This is a genomic window from Rhodococcus sp. APC 3903 (genome assembly GCF_030407755.1).
GTDB classification, from domain to species: Bacteria; Actinomycetota; Actinomycetes; order Mycobacteriales; family Mycobacteriaceae; genus Rhodococcus_F; species Rhodococcus_F erythropolis.
Genome location: NZ_JASDCV010000012.1, coordinates 55,080 through 73,133 on the forward strand (window position 1 = coordinate 55,080; position 18,054 = coordinate 73,133).

Below are 18,054 nucleotides of genomic sequence, written 5' to 3' on the forward strand. Positions count from 1 at the left end.
CGATTAGAGTCGGCTCATGGTTGATGCAGATTTTTCGCTGCCTGACGTACGGACGTGGATTCGCGGTATCCCCGCACTGACCGGAACTCCGCCGCCCGCGCCTGAACATTTTCCGGAAAAGCCGGGAGAGCTGTTCCTCGACTGGCTCCGTGCGGCCGTGGCCTTCGGCGTCGTCGAGCCACACGTGTGTGCGCTCGCGACCGTCGACAGTGACGGTATGCCCGATTCCCGCTTCCTCATCCTAAAGGACGTGACCGAGGGCGGGTTCTGGTTTTCTGGTTCAGCTGCTTCGCCGAAAGGCATTGAGCTGAAAGAAAATCCGCGAGCGTCGCTCGCCTTCTACTGGCGTGAGACGGGCCAGCAGGTCCGGATTCGCGGGTTGGTTCGCGAGGGCGACGACGCACTTCGAAGCCGAGACTTCGTCGAACGCTCCGTCACTGCGAGGGCGGTGGCGACGGCAAGTAAGCAGAGCGAGGTGCTCGAAGACTTAGGGGCGTACGACACATCGGTGGCCGCTGCGGAAGCAAGAATCAGTGACGACCCAGGGTTCGTGTCGGAGGACTGGCGTGCGTGGTGCCTCGAGCCGGAGTCTGTCGAGTTCTGGCAGGCAGACTCCGGGCGTCGGCATCAGCGATGGTTGTACCGGCGCGGCTCGGACCGAGCATGGACACGAGCAGTGCTGTGGCCCTGAACAGCTGGGTCGAGCTCAGCTGGCGCTGATCTCCGGCGATACGAGGTTGACGACGATCGACTGTCCACCGAGCTTGGCGTGGATTTCTGGATGTTCGAACCCTGAGGACAACAGGTAGCTGCCGAGCATCGTGAGCAACTCGTCCAGATCCATCGTGGGATCGGAGGAATGCGTGCTCGAGGGTGAGGCCTGATTCGCGATGAGTTCGGTGTGGGTGAGTCGACCGGCCACTCGAACGGCGGCTACGCCCATCGCGTCGCGCCGTACGACGGTGCGACTCCGAGTCTCGAGTGTCCTCGATGATTCGCGTGTTGAAGCTGGCACTGAAAGGTCCTCTCCGCTGCTGTGTGCGGCCGTGGTTCGGGTAGGAAGCGGAAACGTGAATGCATCCGATTGCTTGGGTGCGGTCGACAGAAAATCCGCTGTGGCGGTGGCACTGCTGGAACCGTTGCTCGTGGAAAGGTTGCTCGCAGAACCGTTACCCGTGGGAAGGTTGCTCGCAGAACCATTACTCGCGGAACTACTGGCTCTCGATCCGTTGCCGGAACCGTTGGGGCCCGTTATTCCGTGAGAATTCTTGTCTTCCATTGTTCGCTCCTGATGCCCGTAAACAGACCGCTGGTTTGCTTAATCGACGCAAACATACCAGGAGTCTGTTTACTGTTACACCCCTTGTGGAGTTCGGCGTTGAATGCGCAGCCACATTGCGAAGCCCCACAGAACGAAGAATGCATAGACCAGATAGAGGATTGCCGACGGGTAGTACCCGGCCCGGAATAGAAGGGGAACGCCGACAGCGTCGACGCCGATCCAGATGAGCCAGAACTCGGTCCAGCCGCGTGCCATCCCGTACGTCGCGAGGATGGAGCCGGTGAAGATCCAGGCCTCCGCCCACGCTCCGTACGAGCCGAGAAGGTCGAAGATCCAGGCGAAAGCGATTGTGCCGCTTGCCATGACGGCGATCATGGCGACTCGCTCGCGAGTTGTCGCCCAGTGGGGCAAGACTGCGCGACCGGAGTCACGTGCCCCACGTCGCCACTGGGTCCACCCGTAGACGCTGACGGTGATGAACAACAACTGACGGCCGGCCTGGCCGTAGAGATTGAGCTCTTGCGGCGTGTGGAAAAGTGCGCCCATGAAGACCGTGAACAACAAGGCATTTCCGGCTATACCGACAGGCCACGCCCATACCGAGCGTCGCGCGCCCGCGATCGCGGAGCCTATTCCGAACGCGTTTCCGATGATCTCTCGCCAGAGAATCGTGGCGCTGCCGATGTGCAGTTCAGCGTCGAACAGCGCCTCGATCAGGCTCATCAGTCCGCAGCAGCGACGAGGGGTTCGAGCGTCAGATCCGGGAGTTCCTTCTGGATGTACTGCAGGCGCCACTTGTCACTGACAAGGGCGAGCAGGACACCGTCGGATCGGGTGAAGACCTCCACACCGCGCTGACGGTTCAGTTCGACCTCGGACGCGGCGTCGGTACGGCGGGCCAATGCGTAGCCGAGTGGTTCCATCTTGGCCTCGACGTTGAACTCGGCCTTCATGCGCGCTGCGACGACCTCGAACTGCATCGGGCCGACAGCAGCCATGACGGGGGAGGCGTCGCCGCGGATGTCGTTGCGGAGAATCTGGACGACGCCCTCGGAATCGAGTTGATCGACTGCACGGCGGAACTGCTTGTACTTGCCGGCGCTTTCGGCGCGCAGGATCGAGAAGTGTTCCGGCGCGAACGACGGGATCGGCGGGAACTCCACCTTCTTCTCGGTGTACAGCGTGTGGCCGGGTGCGAGTGCGGTGGCGTTGACGAGGCCGACGACGTCGCCGGGGAACGCGGATTCGACGGTGGAACGTTCACGGCCGAATACCGTCTGCGCGTACTTGGTCGTGAAGGGCTTGCCGGTTTGAGCGTGTGTGACAACCATGCCGCGCTCGAACACGCCGGAGACGATGCGCATGAACGCCAGACGGTCACGGTGCGCGGTGTCCATACCGGCCTGCACCTTGAAGACGACTGCACTGAACGGATCGGTGACCTCGCGCGGCTTGCCGCTGAGGTCTTCGCGGCCCCGCGGCGGCGGCGCCAATTCGACGAGAGTGTCGAGGATCTGGCGGACACCGAAGTTGAGCATCGCGGACGCGAAGATCACCGGGGACGTCTGACCGGCGAGGAACATCTCCTGATCGTGGTCCTGGCCGGTAGCGGAGAGCAGTTCACTCTCCTCGGCCGCGGTCTCCCACTCGGAGCCTTCCTTGGCGAGCGCCGCGTCGGCGTCCATGACCTCTTCGGGGGCGATCTTCGCGCCGCCTGCGGTACGGGTGAAGCGGACGTACTCGCGAGCCTCACCGTCTTCGCCGCGCCGCAACAGTCCTCGGAAGTCGCCGGCGATGCCGACGGGCCAGTACAGGGGAGTGGGCGTGAGGCCGATGCGTTCGCTGATCTCGTCGAGCAGTTCGAGAGGAGTCTGGCCGGGACGGTCCCACTTGTTGATGACCGTGATGACCGGAATGCCGCGGTGACGGCACACCTGGAACAACTTGAGGGTCTGCGGTTCGAGGCCCTTGGCAGCGTCGATGAGCATGACGGCTGCGTCGACGGCGGTCAGGACGCGGTACGTGTCCTCGGAGAAGTCGGAGTGACCGGGGGTGTCGACGAGGTTGATGACGTTGATCTGCTCGTCCGGGGTCTCGGACGAGTGGTAGTTGAACTGCAGTGCGGTGGAACTGACGGAAATGCCGCGGGCCTTCTCCATCTCCATCCAGTCCGAGACCGTCGACTTGCGGCCGGCCTTGCCGTGGACGGCACCTGCCTCGGAGATCTTCTTCGCGTGCAGTGCCAGCGCTTCGGTGAGTGTCGACTTACCGGCGTCAGGATGCGAGATGACGGCGAAGGTGCGGCGACGCTCCGCCTCGGCGGACAAGCCCTTGGTCGTCGTCGTGACCGCGACCGACCCGCTCTCGGTTGAATCGGGGCCTTCGGTGTCGGACTGGACAGTCGAGTCGGAAGGGACGGTCGAGTCGGACGGGGTAGTCAACGAAGAACCTCTCGAAGTGGGCGTCGGTGCCGGCGACGTGCCGGTGCGCGGACAGGTGGAGAGTGCGGCAGCACAACAGAGAAAGGATACTCGCAGACCACGAGGCAGTAGCCACTGCGGCGTAACACTCGGCGAACGATCGCTGATTATCAATGTATGTGTGTGTTCGAACACACAGCCATTTGTGTCCTGCGAAGAGTTGCACTGAATCGAAGAGTGACACTGACCGAGGAGTTGCGTTGAGCAAGTTCACCGAAGAGATGTACGCGACCGCCGCAGTCACCGACCGCGGCCTGGTGACGGGAGAGCCCGACAACGCTTTCCGTCAGACCTGGGGCGACATCCACCAGGAAGCTCGGCGCATGGCCGGTGGCCTGGCCGAGGTCGGCATCGATCGCGGCGTCGCGATCGGCATTCTCGCCGGACAGCCCGTCGACATCGCGCCTGCCTGCCAGGCGACGTGGATGCGCGGTGCGTCGGTGACGATGCTGCATCAGCCGACCCCCCGAACGGATCTGGGCGTCTGGGCTCAGGACACCGAGACGGTGATCGACATGATCTCCGCAAAAGCCGTCATTCTGGGTGCACCATTCGACGCGGCCAAGCCGCTCCTAGAAGAGCGAGGCATCACCGTCGTGACGGTGGACGAGCTTCGTAGCGGAACGTCGATCGATCCCGTGGAGACGGCCGAATCGGATATCGCACTCCAACAGTTGACGTCAGGTTCCACCGGTTCGCCCAAGGCCGTGCAGATCACGCACGAGAACTTCTACACAAATGCGTACGCGATGATCAACCGCATCAAGTTCTCCATCGAGGACGACGTGATGGTGAGCTGGCTTCCGCTCTTCCACGACATGGGCATGGTCGGCTTCCTCACGGTTCCGATGCAGGTGGGCGCCGAGGTCATCAGCATCACGCCGATGGATTTCCTGCGCACCCCGGTGCTGTGGGCGGAACTCATGGGCAAGTACGGCGGAACTGTCACCGCCGCACCGAACTTCGCGTATTCACTCTTGGCTCGTCGACTCGCACAGGCAGAAGACGGGGCAGTCGACCTCTCCAGCGTCCGATACATGTGGAACGGCGCCGAACCGGTGGATCCCGACACGATGGATGCCCTCGCCGAGGCCGGTGCGCGTTTCGGTTTGAACCCGACCGCGCTCGCTCCCGTGTACGGAATGGCGGAAACCACGCTCGCCGTGTCGATTCCGGATCCCGATCAAGGTCAGGTCCTCGACTACGTCGATCCCGACTTCCTCGAGTCGATGTCTCGGGCGGTGCCGTCCAATCGCCCCAACGCTCGTGCCCTCGCCACACTCGGAAAGATGGTGCCTGACCTCGAGGGACGCATCGTCGACCGCGACGGCCAGGTGCTTCCGGCCCGCGGCGTCGGAATCATCGAGGTTCGCGGCAAGGCAGTGACCCCCGGTTACGTCACGGTGGAAGGTCACAAGCCGGCGCAGGACTCCGACGGTTGGCTCGATACCGGTGACGTCGGGTACTTCACCGAAGAAGGACTGGTCGTGGTGTGCGGGCGAGTCAAGGACGTCATCATCATGGGCGGCCGGAACGTGTACCCCACAGACATCGAACGGGCAGCCGGAAGCGTTGCCGGTGTGCGCCCGGGAAATGCCGTCGCAATCCGTCTCGATGCCGGCCAGAAGCGTGAGAGCTTTGCGGTCGCCGTCGAGACCAACGCTTTCGAAGATCCGGAAGAGGTCAAGCGCATCGAGCGCGAAGTGGTCCACGCCGTGGTTGCCGACGTCGGTGTCCGGCCTCGCGCCGTTGCGGTTCTCGGCCCCGGCAGTATTCCGAAGACGTCGTCGGGAAAGCTCCGCCGCGCCAATTCGGCTGCCCTGCTGGGTAACTGACTGTCAGTGCAAGCGGTTCTGTGCGGCTTCGAGCCCGAGTTCGAGCAGTAGCTCGACTGCATCCGCAGCTTCTTCGCACACGAGATCGAGTTCTTTTCGCTCCGTGGACGAGAACGGTTTGAGAACGTAGTCCGCCGGGTCCATGCGGCCCGGCGGGCGACCGATCCCGACGCGTGTGCGCAGGTAGTCCTTGGTGGTCAACGAACTCGAAATGGACCGCAGACCGTTGTGTCCGCCTTCGCCGCCGCCGAGTTTGAGTCTGATGGTCCCGAAATCGAGATCCAGTTCGTCGTGGACGACGATGATGTTCGCGGCATCGACCGAGAAGAATCGCGCGAGACCGGCGACCGCGCCACCCGAGAGATTCATGTACGAGCGTGGTTTTCCGAGAATCACGCGTCGGCCGGCGAGGCGACCTTCGACGATTTCGGCGCCACTCTTCTTGTGTACGTTGAACTTTCCGCCCATGCGCCCGGCAAGGGTGCCGGCGACCATGAAGCCGACGTTGTGCCGGGTCTTCTCGTACTGCGGGCCGGGATTACCCAGGCCGATGACGAGGGCGGTATCTGTGCTCAACGGACGCTACTTTCTGGCTTGTTTTTCCTGCTACGCACGAACGGCGCGTCACTCCGAATCGGAATGACGCGCCGCGCGCAGTGAGTTCTGTTGGAACCGAGAGGATCAGGCCTCTTCTGCAGCCTCGTCGGCGGCGGGAGCTTCTGCGCCCTCTTCGAGGTCAGCCTCGGTCGGTGCAGCAACGACGTTGACGATCAGGGTGTCGGCGTCAGCCTGCAGGACGGAGCCGGCGGGCAGTTCGAGCTGGCTTGCCAGGATCTGGGTGCCGATTTCGAGGCCCTCGACCGAGACCTCGATCTGCTCGGGGATGTGGAGGGCGTCTGCCTCGATGGAGATGGTCGATGCATCCTGCGCGACCATGGTGCCTGCAGCAGCGTCACCGACGACTACGACGTGAACGTCGATGGTGACCTTCTCGCCCTTCTTGATGACGAGGAGGTCAGCGTGCTCGATGTAGCTGCGGATGGGGTGCACGACGACCGACTTGGTCAGTGCAACCTGCTCCGTGCCCTCGATGTCGAGGGTGAGGATGGCGTTGGTGCCCTGTGCGCGGAGGATGCGAGCGAAGTCGCGAGCCGGCACGTTGAGGTGGCGGGGATCTTCGCCGTGGCCGTACAGAACCGTGGGGACCTGGCCGTCGCGACGTGCGCGGCGAGCTGCGCCCTTGCCGAATTCGGTGCGGACGACGGCGACGAGGTTGTTTTCTTCAGACATGATGAAACGGCTCCTACAACTCACGGGGTTCGTGCTCGGTTTACTGACGTGTGGTTTTGCCTGCGGCAAGGCGGACAGGCGCGCACACGGCCAGGAGCGAAACGCTCGAGCTGAGCCGTAGCCGCGTCGATCACGGTAAACCTGCAACGTGTGGAACTGCTGCGATTCACCCTCGCCGAGACAACTTTGGATACGTTACCGGAGTTTGCTCCCCGCCGCTAATCGCAGGTGGTGGGGACCTGGCCGTGTGGACGTGGTTCGCGTCACATCGAAAGCGGTAGCCTGACGGAGTGACCACCGTGGGGAGCGCTCCCGAAGGCAGTCGGCTCGGTGCCGTCGTGCCGGGTACCGACCTGTCGCAGCATGCGCGCCTACTGAGCCGGGTGCACGACGCAGTTCTCTCGGGGCAGGAACCACCGGCGCAGCCGCGGACCGTCGTGGCGCGATCGTGGTCGCGGGTGGCTGCGGGTGGGCTCGCGCCCGATCATTGCGGCGCGTCCGCTGTCGCCGATTTCTCCGAGTTGGAGTCGAGGCGTTCGCGTACCGCGCTGCGCAGCGTTCTGCCCGAACTGAGAACCACGCTCACCGAGGTCGCCGAGGACGCAGGCTTCATCGTGGTCGTTGCCGACGCCGACGGTGTCCTGCTCTGGCGCGAAGGGGCGAAGACCGTCAAACGTGCGGCGGACGCACTCGGGTTTGCCGAAGGCGCGCGCTGGTCGGAGCAGTCGGTGGGTACCAACGCGATCGGTACCGCGCTGATCGAAGATTCTGCGGTGCAACTCTTCTCGGCCGAGCACTATGCGCCGACGCATCACAATTGGTCATGTACCGGCTCGCCTGTGCACGACCCCCGGACAGGCGAGATCCTGGGTGTGGTGGATATCAGCGGGTCCGCAGCCTCGGTGCATCCCACCACTGTCGCGCTGGTTCGCACCGCGGTTCGCCTCGCGGAGGCGACGCTGTGGCGCGAGCACGCCGCTTCGCTCGATCGCCTGCGCTCGCGGGCGGCGCCGTTGTTCGCTGCGAGCACGGGTCCGGCATTGGTGGTCGACGAGTTCGGCTGGGTGGCCGGCGCCAGCGGGATTGCCGCACCTGACCGCGTGGCGGCACCCAGTGCGGGCAAGCCCGTCGTCGTGCCAGGTCTCGGGATGTGTCTGCCTGAGCCGCTCGGTGACGGCTGGCTGTTGCGCACCGGCGTCGGCGGGCCGGTGATCGAGCTCGAGCTGTCACTCGGTGCATCGCCGCAGGTGACGGTGCGTGGTGATGCAAACTGGACGCGCGCGCTTTCGCCGCGTCACGCTCAGATCTTGCGTGCGCTGGCAGCTGTGGGATCGGCGGGCGTGGATGCCGCAGGCCTGAGCGAAGTGCTCTTCGGTGATCGCGAGCATGTGGTGGCAGTGCGCGCCGAGGTGTCCAGATTGAGGAAACACCTCGGCGCGGTTCTGCAGACTCAGCCGTACCGCTTTGCCGACGGCGTGCGGGTTGTGGTGACCTAGCGTGCTGCGCTGATTCCGGCACGACGTCCGAAGAAGCTGCCGTCGCCGAGACTGGTTCCGCTGGCGTAACCACCTGCGCAGACACCGGACGTGCAGCGCCCCGCTGCGAACAGTCCGGGGATCGGCGCACCCGAGACGTGCAGAACCTCGGAATCGACGGTTGTCTTCAATCCTCCCAGCGTGAATCCGCCTGTGCGGCCACGTAGATCGATTGCCGCGAACGGGCCGACGATCGGCTTGACCCACTCGGACTTCTTGCCGAGCACCGGGTCGGACCCTTCAGCCGCGTGACGGTTGTAGAGGTCGACGGTCGATTGCAGCGATCCGGCGGGAAGCCCCATCTCGGCTTCGAGTTCCTCGACGGTTTCCGCCACCCAGGTCGGCTGCGCCCGCAACTGCGCACTGGACGATTCGGCATTCATGCCTTCGTCATACGCAGCTTCGTCGATCACGAGGAATGCCTGGTTGTCCTGCTGGAACAGTGTTGCCTGTCCGATGCGGCCCGGGTAGGTGTCTTCGGGGATGTATCGCTGACCACGGCCGTTGACAAGAATGCCGCGCACCATCAACTGTGGGTCGCAGAAGAACGCGACCTCGGTGGCGTCCATGTGTGCGGTGTCGGCGCCCAGGGCCTGACCGATCTGGATTGCGCGGCCGTCGTGCGCTTCGATCGAGGCCGCCGGGTGGCCGAAAATACGCGGTGCGTTCGAGCGCACCATCTCGTTGTTGTACGCGAAACTGCCCATCGCAAGCACGACGCCTTTGCGGGCACGAATCGCGACGTCCTTGCCGTAGCGCTTCGCGACAACTCCCACGACCCGATCGCCGTCGGCCACCAAAGTCTGGACACGCAGATCGTATTCTGCACGGACACCGAGCTTTTCGGCCGTCTCGACGAGTGGCTTCATCAGCATGTAGCCGCCGCCCTGCTCGCCGGTCTTCTTCTCGCTCATCTGCGGGACGTGTCCGCGGGGCGCGGGATCGACGAGCGCGTTGAACGGTGCGGCGTTTTCGCCGCCTGAGTACATGAGGCCGTCGTCGTACGGCGGTTCCCAGCCGGGCTGACCCCAGAACGATTCCTTGAACGGGACGCCGGCGTCGACGAGCCAGTTGTAGTGATCGACGCTGCCCTCGCAGTACGCGTCGATCTTCGTGTCGTCGGTTCCGGGGCCGAGCGCTGCCTTCATGAACGTCTTCATGTTCTCGACCGAGTCCTCGAACCCGCACGCCTTCTGCAACGGCGTTCCACCGCCCAGGTAGATGAATCCACCAGCCAGTGACGCGGCTCCGCCCCAACCGCCCGTCCGCTCCAGGACGAGCACCTCGGCGCCCGCACGCGCTGCTTCGATCGCAGCGGTGACGCCGGCGATGCCGTATCCCGCGACGACGACGTCGGCCTCGTAGTCCCAGGTGGTGATGTCTGCAGCGGAGATCGGTCTGACGGTCGGGTCGGCCATGCGAAGCGTCCTTTCGGAAGACGAAACTACTGATCGCCACACAGTTGCAGTTTCGACTTCCGCGGATCAGGTGTGGTCCCGGTCAACGGGAGGTTTGTAATCTCCTGACCGCGCTAAGGAATGCGTCCAGGTCCGCTTCGTCGACGAAGTAGTGCGGCGATGCGCGAACCACGGCGTCGAGCCCGCGTGCATCCATGTCGAGGAGCGTGGACCCGCGACCGCTGACGGTGACGGTGATGTTCTGTGCTGCAAGCTGATCCCGCACGAGGTGCTCGGAAATACCTTCGACGGTGAAGGAAACGATGCCGCTCAGCTGGGTCCCTCGATCGTGGACGTCGACTCCGGGAATCGATGCCAGCCCTTGCCGCAGCGCGACTGCTCTGGATTCGATCTGTGCCCACACCGCGTCGGTGCCGATCGAGAGCAGATAATCGGCGGCGACGCCAAGACCCAGGCGCGCAGCGACACTCGTCTCCCAGAGTTCGAATCGTGTTGCGTCCGGTGCAGGGACGAAGCTGTTCTCGCTCGTCCATTCCGCTCCGTGCAGATCCATCGCAGCAGGTTCGAGCGCGTCGACGAGTCCGGGGCGGACGTACAGGAATCCGGTTCCGCGTGGCCCGCGGAGCCACTTGCGGCCGGTGGCGCTGAGGGCGTCGATGCCGAGTTCGGTGACGTCGATGGGCAACTGGCCGAAGGACTGGCACGCGTCGAGCAGAACGAGAGAGCCATGGGCTCCGGCCAATTCGACGACCTCGCAAACGGGGTTGATCAGGCCGCCGTTGGTGGGGACGTGGACGACGGAGACGAGGCGAACCCGATCGTCGAGCATGTTCTCGAGTGCGTCGAGGTCGATGCGTCCGTACTGATCGCTCGGGATGATCTCGACGTGGGCGCCGGTCGAACGCGCCCGCCCCAGGGCGGCGATGGCGTTGCTCGCGTATTCGACTCCGCTGATGAGGATTCGATCACCAGGTCCGAGCGAAACCGAGGCGAAGAAGTCGTTCCACGCGCGGGTCGCGCTGTCCGTCAACGCGATATCGGTTGCCTGAGCGCCGATGACCCGGGCCAGCGAATGCGGAACAGCAGCCAGGGCGCCGCTCTGACGAGCAGCTGCGACGTATCCGCCGACGTCGGCTTCACGTCGCAGGTGCTCGATCATCGTGGTCAGCACCGGCTCGGGCGGGAGCGAGGATCCCGCGCTGTCGAGGAACACCTTGTCGAGGCATCCGGGAGTGTCGCGGCGGATCGTGTCGAGATCGAACATGGCACCTTCCGTTCATGTCGGTGTGGTTCAAACTACCTGTGAACGAAGCTGTCCCGATGGAGCGAAGGCTGGGCACGGTCGATGCCGTGGTGATCGGCCTCGGCGCGATGATCGGCGCCGGAGTCTTCGTGGTGTTCGCGCCCGCTGCCGCAGTAGCCGGTACCGGGTTGCTTGTGGGCCTGGCGATTGCAGCGTTCATCGCATTCTGCAACGCGACGTCGTCGGCGCAGCTTGCGGCCAGATACCCCACGTCAGGTGGGACCTACGTCTACGGACGTGAGCAGCTCGGACCCTGGTGGGGGTTTGCCGCAGGCTGGTCGTTCGTGATCGGGAAGACCGCGAGTTGCGCGGCAATGGCCCTGACTTTCGCGACGTATGTTGCGCCTACCGCCTGGCGTGTTCCCGTCGCGGTATTGGTGGTGGCGGCGCTGGTTGCAGTCAACTACCGCGGAGTGACGCGGACGGCGCACATGGCCAGGGTGATCGTCGCTGTGTCGGCGACAGCACTGTGCGTAGCGCTGCTGGTTGCCGTCGTCGGTCCTGGTGCAGTGCGCGAGCTCCCGGATCTCGCGTTCGGGTCGTGGTACGGAATCCTGCAATCGGCGGGGCTGCTGTTCTTCGCCTTCGCCGGCTACGCCAGGATCGCGACGCTGGGGGAGGAAGTGCGCGATCCGCGCCGCACGATTCCGCGGGCGATCCTGATTGCTCTCACCGTCGCCGTCATCCTCTATGCACTGGTAGCAGTGGTGCTGTTGGTGACGTTAGGACCTGATCGGCTGGCGAACTCGGCACGGCCCTTGGCCGATGCAGTGGGCGCGACCGGGTGGAACTGGGCAGTTCCCGTAGTGGTGATCGGTGCCGCGGCGGCGTCGGCGGGGGCGCTGCTGGCTCTGATCGCGGGGGTGAGCCGTACGGCGATGGCGATGGCACGCGAGCGTGATCTGCCGGTTGCCCTGTCAGCCGTCCACCCACGGTTCGAGGTACCTCACCATGCGGAACTTGTGGTCGGTGCTGTCGTGATCGTTTTGGTGTCGACAACCGATCTTCGTGGGGTGATCGGCTTTTCGTCGTTCGGAGTGCTGCTCTACTACCTCGTCGCGAACGTGAGTGCGTACAGCCAGCGCGGGGTGGACCGGATGTATCCGAAGTGGCTGCAAGCGGTCGGCGCGGCTGGTTGTGTCGTTCTGGTGGTCACACTTCCGTGGATTGCGGTTGTTTTCGGGGTAGGTGTTGTTCTGGCCGGTTGTGGGTACCGGTGGATACGACTGAAGAAATTCAACGACACGTAACACCACAAAGGGTGCATCTCGGACGTTGGCGTTCTATCGTCGGTAGCGACCGCGAAGACCGCCCGAAGGGGAAGTCGAATGGTGACAGCAGCGTTGACAGCAGCACAGACCACGCAGGTGGATTCGCGTCCTGCGGCCGAGGCCTACGTCGGTGGTGTGTGCTTCAAACAGGGGCCACCCCGCTTGGTAGGAGCTGAACTCGAGTGGCTGACCAGCCACGTTCCCGGTGGAGAGAGGCCGTCAGCCGCGACTCTGGCAAGGGCACTCGGGCGACATGCACCCACCAGTATCGACCCTGATTCACCGGCGGCACCGCTTCCGCGTGGCAGCCTCGTCACCGTAGAACCTGGCGGACAAATAGAACTCTCCTCAGCGCCGCGCACGTCCGCTCGCGAACTGTGTGACTGCCTCGACGACGACCGTCGTACTCTCGAAACACTCCTCGCGCCGTACTCCATCGAAATCAGTTCGGCGGCGGCCGACGTCGCCCGCCCACCTTCCCGGATTCTCCGGCTGCCGCGTTATTGCGCAATGGAATCCCGCTTCGCCGGGATAGGACCGTACGGCACCTTGATGATGTGCAATACCGCGGCAGTACAGATCAGTGTCGATGCCGGCGGCAGCCCGGAGTCCATCGCCCAGCGTTGGCGGCTCCTCGGGGACATGGGCCCGGCTCTCATCGCAGCGTTTGCGTGTTCTCCACGCTTGCAAGGGGTTCCGAAGGGAGATTGGGCGTCCCAACGCATGCGGACGTGGCTCGAACTCGATTCCTGGCGAACGGTCGCAGTCCCGCAAGTGCAGGACTACGCCGGCTGGGCGCTCGATGTTCCGCTGATGTGTGTGCGAAACGAGGGTGACGATTGGACGGCTCCGCGGGGTGCCACTTTCGGAGACTGGATAGACGGCGCTGTGGATGCCGAGATCGGACGCCGACCCGTCTGGGCAGACTTGGACTATCACCTGTCCACGCTGTTCCCGCCGGTTCGCGCCGTCGGCCATCTGGAGGTTCGCTACATCGATGCGCAGCCGGGAGATCTGTGGCGAGTACCGGTAGCAGCGATCGACGCGTTGCTGTCCGGGCCTGCCGTGATGAGGGAGGCCAGTGATGCTGCAGCATCGACGGCCGGGAGGTGGCGGGACGCGGCGGAGTACGGATTGGACGATGTCGAACTGCGTTCGGCTGCAACCTCTCTGATGTCGCTTGCCGCGTCGTACGCGCCGGAGCCGCAGTTCGTTCGTCTTCTCGATGCTGCAGCCGAACGGTGTTGTCGCGCAATCGTGCCCGGTGAGAGCGACACATGACGGGGGAGATCACCAAGGAAGCGGTCGAGGCCGTACTTCTGCGAGCGCGTGAGCGGTCGACGCTGCTCACCGACTGCGTCGACGATACCGAATTGATCGCTCAGCATTCCCCGTTGATGAGTCCACTCGTGTGGGACCTGGCGCACATCGGTAATCAGGAGGAACTCTGGTTGGTTCGCGATGTCGGTGGCCGCGATCCGGTGCGTAGCGACATAGACGAGCTGTACGACGCTTTCAAGCATTCGAGATCGTCGAGACCCACACTTCCCCTGCTCAACCCGGCCGAGGCGCGCGAATACGTACGTACGGTCCGTGGGAAGGTCTGGGATGTGCTCGAAGCCAGCACGTTCGGTCGCACAGAACTCGACGTGGACGGTTTTGCCTTCGGGATGATCGCGCAGCACGAGCAGCAACACGCCGAAACCATGCTCGCGACACACCAATTGCGTTCGGGGCCCACGGCACTCGTTGCGACTCCCGCTCCGCAAGCGGCCCGCATGCCGGAACTCGACGAGGTCACCATCGCGGCCGGCCCCTTCGTCATGGGGACCGACGACGAACCGTGGGCACTCGACAACGAGCGCACTGCGCATCAGGTCTATGTCACCGACTTCGCGATCGACAGATTCCCGGTCACCAACGGGCAGTTCGTCGAATTCATCGAGGACGGCGGGTATTCCCGACCGGAACTGTGGTCTCGCGACGGTTGGCGGCATCGCGTCGACGCGAAACTTCGTGCACCCCTGTTCTGGGAACACGACAATTCGGGTTGGTGGCACGAGACTTTCGGCGTCGAGGCTCCGGTTCCGCCGGACAAGCCGGTCGTGCATGTGAGCTACTACGAGGCCGAGGCCTACGCCAGCTGGGCAGGCAAACGGCTTCCCACCGAGGCGGAATGGGAAAAGGCCGCGCGCTGGGATCCGGAATCCGGAAGATCACGACGGTTCCCGTGGGGGGACGCGTGCGCAGACGAGAATCTCGCCAATCTCGGTCAACGCCATCTCGGCCCCGCCGGCGTCGGTTCTTACCCAGCAGGGGCGTCAGCAGCGGGTGTCGAGCAGTTGATCGGCGACGTATGGGAGTGGACGTCTTCGGGTTTCCATCCGTATCCGGGTTTCCGGGCATTCCCGTATCGGGAGTACTCGGAGGTATTCTTCGGCGGCGACTACAAGGTGTTGCGAGGGGGATCTTTCGGGACCGACAGCGTTGCCTGTCGTGGGACGTTCCGTAACTGGGACCATCCGATCAGGCGCCAGATCTTCTCGGGTTTCCGTTGCGCCAGAACGATTTCGGGTAGACCCTGACATGTGTCGGCACCTCGGGTATCTCGGGCCGCCACGTTCGGTTCGTGAACTCATCCACGACGGCGAGAACTCACTGATGCGACAGTCGTGGGCACCTCGCGAGATGCGCGGCGGCGGGACCATCAATGCCGACGGATTCGGTGCGGTGTGGTGGAACGGTGGAAGACAGGGACGGTACCGCAGTATCTCGCCGATCTGGTCGGACCCGACAGTCGACGAGACGTTGTCCCACATCGTTTCCGGATCCGTTCTCGCCGCCGTACGTTCCGCGACGGAGGGGATGGCCGTCGAGATCGGTGCCTGCGCACCGTTCGTCGACGGAACCTACGCTTTCAGTCACAACGGAGCGGTATCCGGTTGGCCTGGATCACTTGCCGACTTGGCGGCAGAAGTTCCGGCCGTCGAACTGCTGAAGATGCCCGCCCCGACGGATGCTGCCTTGTTGTGGACAGTGCTTCGGCATCGGTTGAAGTCGAAGCCCGCGGAGGTCGCCGTGACGAGCCTCGTTCACGATGTGGCTGCGGCGGCGCCGGATTCACGATTGAACCTCCTGTTCGGCGACGGGCAGGAACTGTGGGCCACGGCGTGGGGCCACACGTTGTACACGCGGGTCGACGAGTCGCGGGCCCTGATCGTTTCCGAACCGTTCGATCGATCCCCGGACTGGGAGCAGGTGCCGGACCGGCACATCGTCTGCGCGCGTCCCGGCCATGTGATCATCACCCCGATCCCGATGGGAGAAAAATGAAAACCCCTACGCTCGAGGTTTATCTGACACCGGCCGAATCGGTCGACGCACTGCGAGCCGAGGCCAGGGAGGGTCTGACCGCTACGCCGAAGTGGCTCTCGCCCAAATGGTTCTACGACGCGCGTGGAAGTGAACTGTTCGAGGAGATCACGGCCTTACCCGAGTATTACCCCACCCGTACCGAACGCGGCCTGCTCACGCAGTACGCCGACGAGATCGCGGCGTTGACCGAACCCGAGATCCTGATCGAACTGGGTTCAGGTTCCTCGGAGAAGACGCGGTTACTCCTCGACGCGATGACGGCTCGCGGAACTCTGCGAACGTATGTACCGCAGGATGTTTCGGTGACGGCCCTCGAAGGCGCGGCGCAGCAAGTCGGCGCCGAGTTTCCCGGAATCGACGTGCTCGGAGTGGTCAGCGACTTCACCGGTTCGCTGCATCATCTGCCCGGTGGTGGACGGCGCGCGGTCGCTTTTCTCGGCGGAACTCTCGGTAATCTCGTTCCCGCAGAACGAGCCGAGTTCCTCTCGGGGATCGCAGCGGTGCTCGCTCCGGGGGAGAACCTGATCCTGGGGGTGGGATTGGTGATCGATCCGGCGGTTCTCGTGCCCGCCTACGACGACGCTGCCGGCGTGACTGCCCAGTTCAACCTCAACGTTCTCGCGGTCCTGAACAAGCAACTGGGAGCGAACTTTCCCTTGGAAGACTTCCGTCACGTCGCGCTCTGGGATGCCGAGAACCAGTGGATCGAAATGCGGTTGGAAGCACTTCGTGAACTCTCGGTGCATATCGACGACCTGGATCTGGAGATCACCTTCGCGGCGGGCGAGCAGCTGCGCACCGAGATCTCGGCGAAGTTCACCGAGGACGGGATTGCCGCGGAGCTCGCGTCCGCGGGCTTCGGGGTACGGAAGGTGTGGACAGATCAGGATCAGCGCTTCGCGTTGTTGTGCGCGCAGCGGGCGTGAGCGTTCACTAATCAACTCGAAACGCGGGTTTCCGCGTCTGGGAACGACTTCTGTGCGCTCGGTTCCGGCAGCGCAGACCGATTTGTCTGTTTATAGTGAGGCGCAGAACGGTTTCCGACCCGAGGAGAACGCGTGCGTCATCCGAAGCTCGCCGCATTGACCGTGGCCCTGACTGCAGTACTGGTGATGCCGGTAACGCAGAGCGTGGCTCAACCCTTCCCCTTCGACCCCGGCAGTTTCGGCAACGGCAGTACCGGATCGCTGGGCGGTGACGACCCGGACATTCCCATAGAGAACACCCTCCCGCAGCTGTCGGTCACCACACTCGTCGACGGACTCGATCACCCCTGGGACGTCGTGGCAGCCCCGGACGGCGCGATCCTGACGGGACAACGGTCCGGTGGATTCTTCGTTCGCCGAGGCGACAACACGACAGGTCCAGTCTCTGCTGACCTTTCGGATCTCTACGCTCAGTCCGAAACCGGGCTCATGGGCATCGCGCTTGCTCGCGACTTCGCTCAGTCGCGCACCCTGTACACCTGCCAGGGATTCAGCGCTGGGGGAGTCACGGACGTTCGAGTGATCTCGTGGACCGTCGACGCCGGATGGACCGCCCTCACTCGAACCGGAACCGTATTGCCAGGAATCCCGGTCTCGTCCGGGCGTCACGGGGGTTGCCGAATTCTGGCGGCCCAGGACGGAACGCTGTTCGTCGGGACGGGTGACACCGCGACGCCGAGCGTTCCGCAGGATCCGAATTCGCTGGGCGGCAAGGTCTTGCACATCAACGCCGACGGATCTCCAGCAGCGGGGAATCCGAATGCAGGCAGCCCCGTCTACACGCTCGGGCATCGCAACGTCCAAGGCTTGGCCGTGCAACCTGGAACCGGCCGGGTCTACTCGGTTGAACAGGGCACAAGCGTCGACGACGAAGTCAACCTGCTTACCCCCGGCGGAAATTACGGCTACCGCCCGGATCGGCTTCCCGGAACGTACGACGAATCCGTGCCGATGACCGATCCCGTGCGAGTGCCGGGAGCAATTGCGGCGGTGTGGCGTTCGGGTAGCTCCACGTTGGCTACCGCCAGCGCTGCCTTCACGGGCGGAGCGGCGTGGGGCGCCTGGGACGGTGCACTCGTGATGGGTGGTCTCAAGAGCAAGGAACTGATTTTCCTCCGCCTCAGTGCCGACGGACGCTCGGTCGACGCGCAGACCTTCGGATTGGTGAACCAGTTCGGGCGCTTGCGCTCGGTGACTCCGACGCCGGACGGCTCGCTCCTGGTGACCACCGACAACGGAGCAGGCGACAAGGTGCTGCGGGTGACGCCAACGCCCTGAT

At 64.0% G+C, this 18,054-nt stretch carries 17 protein-coding genes; 10 read left to right on the forward strand and 7 right to left on the reverse strand.

Going from position 1 to position 18,054, the window contains the following annotated elements:
- The first annotated feature begins 16 nt into the window (after positions 1-16).
- Positions 17-691 carry a pyridoxal 5'-phosphate synthase gene (locus tag QMA15_RS18245; RefSeq protein ID WP_021332717.1) on the forward strand — a complete coding sequence of 225 codons (675 nt, stop codon included), beginning with the start codon at positions 17-19 and terminating at the stop codon, positions 689-691.
- 15 nt (positions 692-706) lie between these two features.
- Here the strand turns inward: QMA15_RS18245 and QMA15_RS32790 are convergent, their stop codons facing one another.
- On the reverse strand, positions 707-1,015 hold the full coding sequence (locus QMA15_RS32790) for a hypothetical protein (RefSeq protein ID WP_283301934.1): 309 nt from the start codon (positions 1,013-1,015) through the stop codon (positions 707-709).
- 55 nt (positions 1,016-1,070) lie between these two features.
- Between QMA15_RS32790 and QMA15_RS32795 the strand changes: the two genes are divergently transcribed.
- The gene (locus tag QMA15_RS32795) at positions 1,071-1,262 is read left to right on the forward strand and encodes a hypothetical protein (RefSeq protein ID WP_306294056.1); all 192 of its coding nucleotides are present in this window, start codon (positions 1,071-1,073) and stop codon (positions 1,260-1,262) included.
- Between the two features lie 92 nt (positions 1,263-1,354).
- Here QMA15_RS32795 and pnuC read toward each other — a convergent pair whose 3' ends face one another.
- Positions 1,355-2,005 (reverse strand): nicotinamide riboside transporter PnuC, encoded by a 651-nt coding sequence (gene pnuC / locus QMA15_RS18255; RefSeq protein WP_019744670.1) that lies wholly within the window; start codon positions 2,003-2,005, stop codon positions 1,355-1,357.
- Entirely contained in the window at positions 2,005-3,723 is a 1,719-nt protein-coding gene (locus tag QMA15_RS18260) for a peptide chain release factor 3 (protein WP_007728924.1), read from the reverse strand. Before QMA15_RS18260 ends, pnuC begins: the two co-directional genes overlap by 1 nt.
- 239 nt (positions 3,724-3,962) lie before the next feature.
- Between QMA15_RS18260 and QMA15_RS18265 the strand changes: the two genes are divergently transcribed.
- On the forward strand, positions 3,963-5,597 hold the full coding sequence (locus QMA15_RS18265; protein WP_031331014.1) for a fatty acyl-AMP ligase: 1,635 nt from the start codon (positions 3,963-3,965) through the stop codon (positions 5,595-5,597).
- 3 nt (positions 5,598-5,600) lie between these two features.
- Here the strand turns inward: QMA15_RS18265 and pth are convergent, their stop codons facing one another.
- Positions 5,601-6,173: an aminoacyl-tRNA hydrolase gene (gene pth / locus QMA15_RS18270; RefSeq protein ID WP_003946229.1), complete on the reverse strand. Its 573-nt coding sequence runs from the start codon at positions 6,171-6,173 to the stop codon at positions 5,601-5,603.
- 105 nt (positions 6,174-6,278) lie between these two features.
- Positions 6,279-6,887 (reverse strand): 50S ribosomal protein L25/general stress protein Ctc, encoded by a 609-nt coding sequence (locus tag QMA15_RS18275; RefSeq protein ID WP_020908579.1) that lies wholly within the window; start codon positions 6,885-6,887, stop codon positions 6,279-6,281.
- Positions 6,888-7,177: 290 nt separating this feature from the next.
- Between QMA15_RS18275 and QMA15_RS18280 the strand changes: the two genes are divergently transcribed.
- Positions 7,178-8,383 (forward strand): GAF domain-containing protein, encoded by a 1,206-nt coding sequence (locus QMA15_RS18280; RefSeq protein WP_257237267.1) that lies wholly within the window; start codon positions 7,178-7,180, stop codon positions 8,381-8,383.
- On the opposite strand, the gene QMA15_RS18285 is transcribed toward QMA15_RS18280, so the two are convergent.
- Both QMA15_RS18285 and QMA15_RS18290 read right to left on the reverse strand, forming a co-directional pair.
- Positions 8,380-9,840, reverse strand: coding sequence for an FAD-dependent oxidoreductase (locus QMA15_RS18285; protein WP_031331015.1), 1,461 nt, complete (start codon positions 9,838-9,840; stop codon positions 8,380-8,382). The genes QMA15_RS18280 and QMA15_RS18285 overlap by 4 nt on opposite strands.
- 82 nt (positions 9,841-9,922) lie before the next feature.
- On the reverse strand, positions 9,923-11,104 hold the full coding sequence (locus QMA15_RS18290; protein ID WP_021332721.1) for an aminotransferase class V-fold PLP-dependent enzyme: 1,182 nt from the start codon (positions 11,102-11,104) through the stop codon (positions 9,923-9,925).
- A 14-nt stretch (positions 11,105-11,118) separates the two neighbouring features.
- On the opposite strand from QMA15_RS18290, the gene QMA15_RS18295 reads away from it, so the two are divergent.
- From QMA15_RS18295 to QMA15_RS18320, 6 genes are all read left to right on the forward strand, one after another.
- Entirely contained in the window at positions 11,119-12,393 is a 1,275-nt protein-coding gene (locus QMA15_RS18295) for an APC family permease (RefSeq protein WP_021332722.1), read from the forward strand.
- Between the two features lie 78 nt (positions 12,394-12,471).
- Complete coding sequence (gene egtA, locus QMA15_RS18300) at positions 12,472-13,695, forward strand: ergothioneine biosynthesis glutamate--cysteine ligase EgtA (RefSeq protein WP_019744662.1); 1,224 nt, start codon at positions 12,472-12,474, stop codon at positions 13,693-13,695.
- Complete coding sequence (gene egtB / locus QMA15_RS18305) at positions 13,692-14,999, forward strand: ergothioneine biosynthesis protein EgtB (RefSeq protein WP_019744661.1); 1,308 nt, start codon at positions 13,692-13,694, stop codon at positions 14,997-14,999. The genes egtA and egtB overlap by 4 nt, the downstream gene beginning before the upstream one ends.
- Before the next feature lies 1 nt (position 15,000).
- Complete coding sequence (gene egtC / locus QMA15_RS18310; protein ID WP_019744660.1) at positions 15,001-15,747, forward strand: ergothioneine biosynthesis protein EgtC; 747 nt, start codon at positions 15,001-15,003, stop codon at positions 15,745-15,747.
- Positions 15,744-16,715 carry an L-histidine N(alpha)-methyltransferase gene (egtD, locus tag QMA15_RS18315; protein ID WP_019744659.1) on the forward strand — a complete coding sequence of 324 codons (972 nt, stop codon included), beginning with the start codon at positions 15,744-15,746 and terminating at the stop codon, positions 16,713-16,715. Before egtC ends, egtD begins: the two co-directional genes overlap by 4 nt.
- Before the next feature lie 132 nt (positions 16,716-16,847).
- A complete protein-coding gene (locus QMA15_RS18320) occupies positions 16,848-18,053 on the forward strand; it encodes a PQQ-dependent sugar dehydrogenase (RefSeq protein WP_020908570.1) in 1,206 nt (401 codons plus the stop codon).
- Position 18,054: the final 1 nt, after the last annotated feature.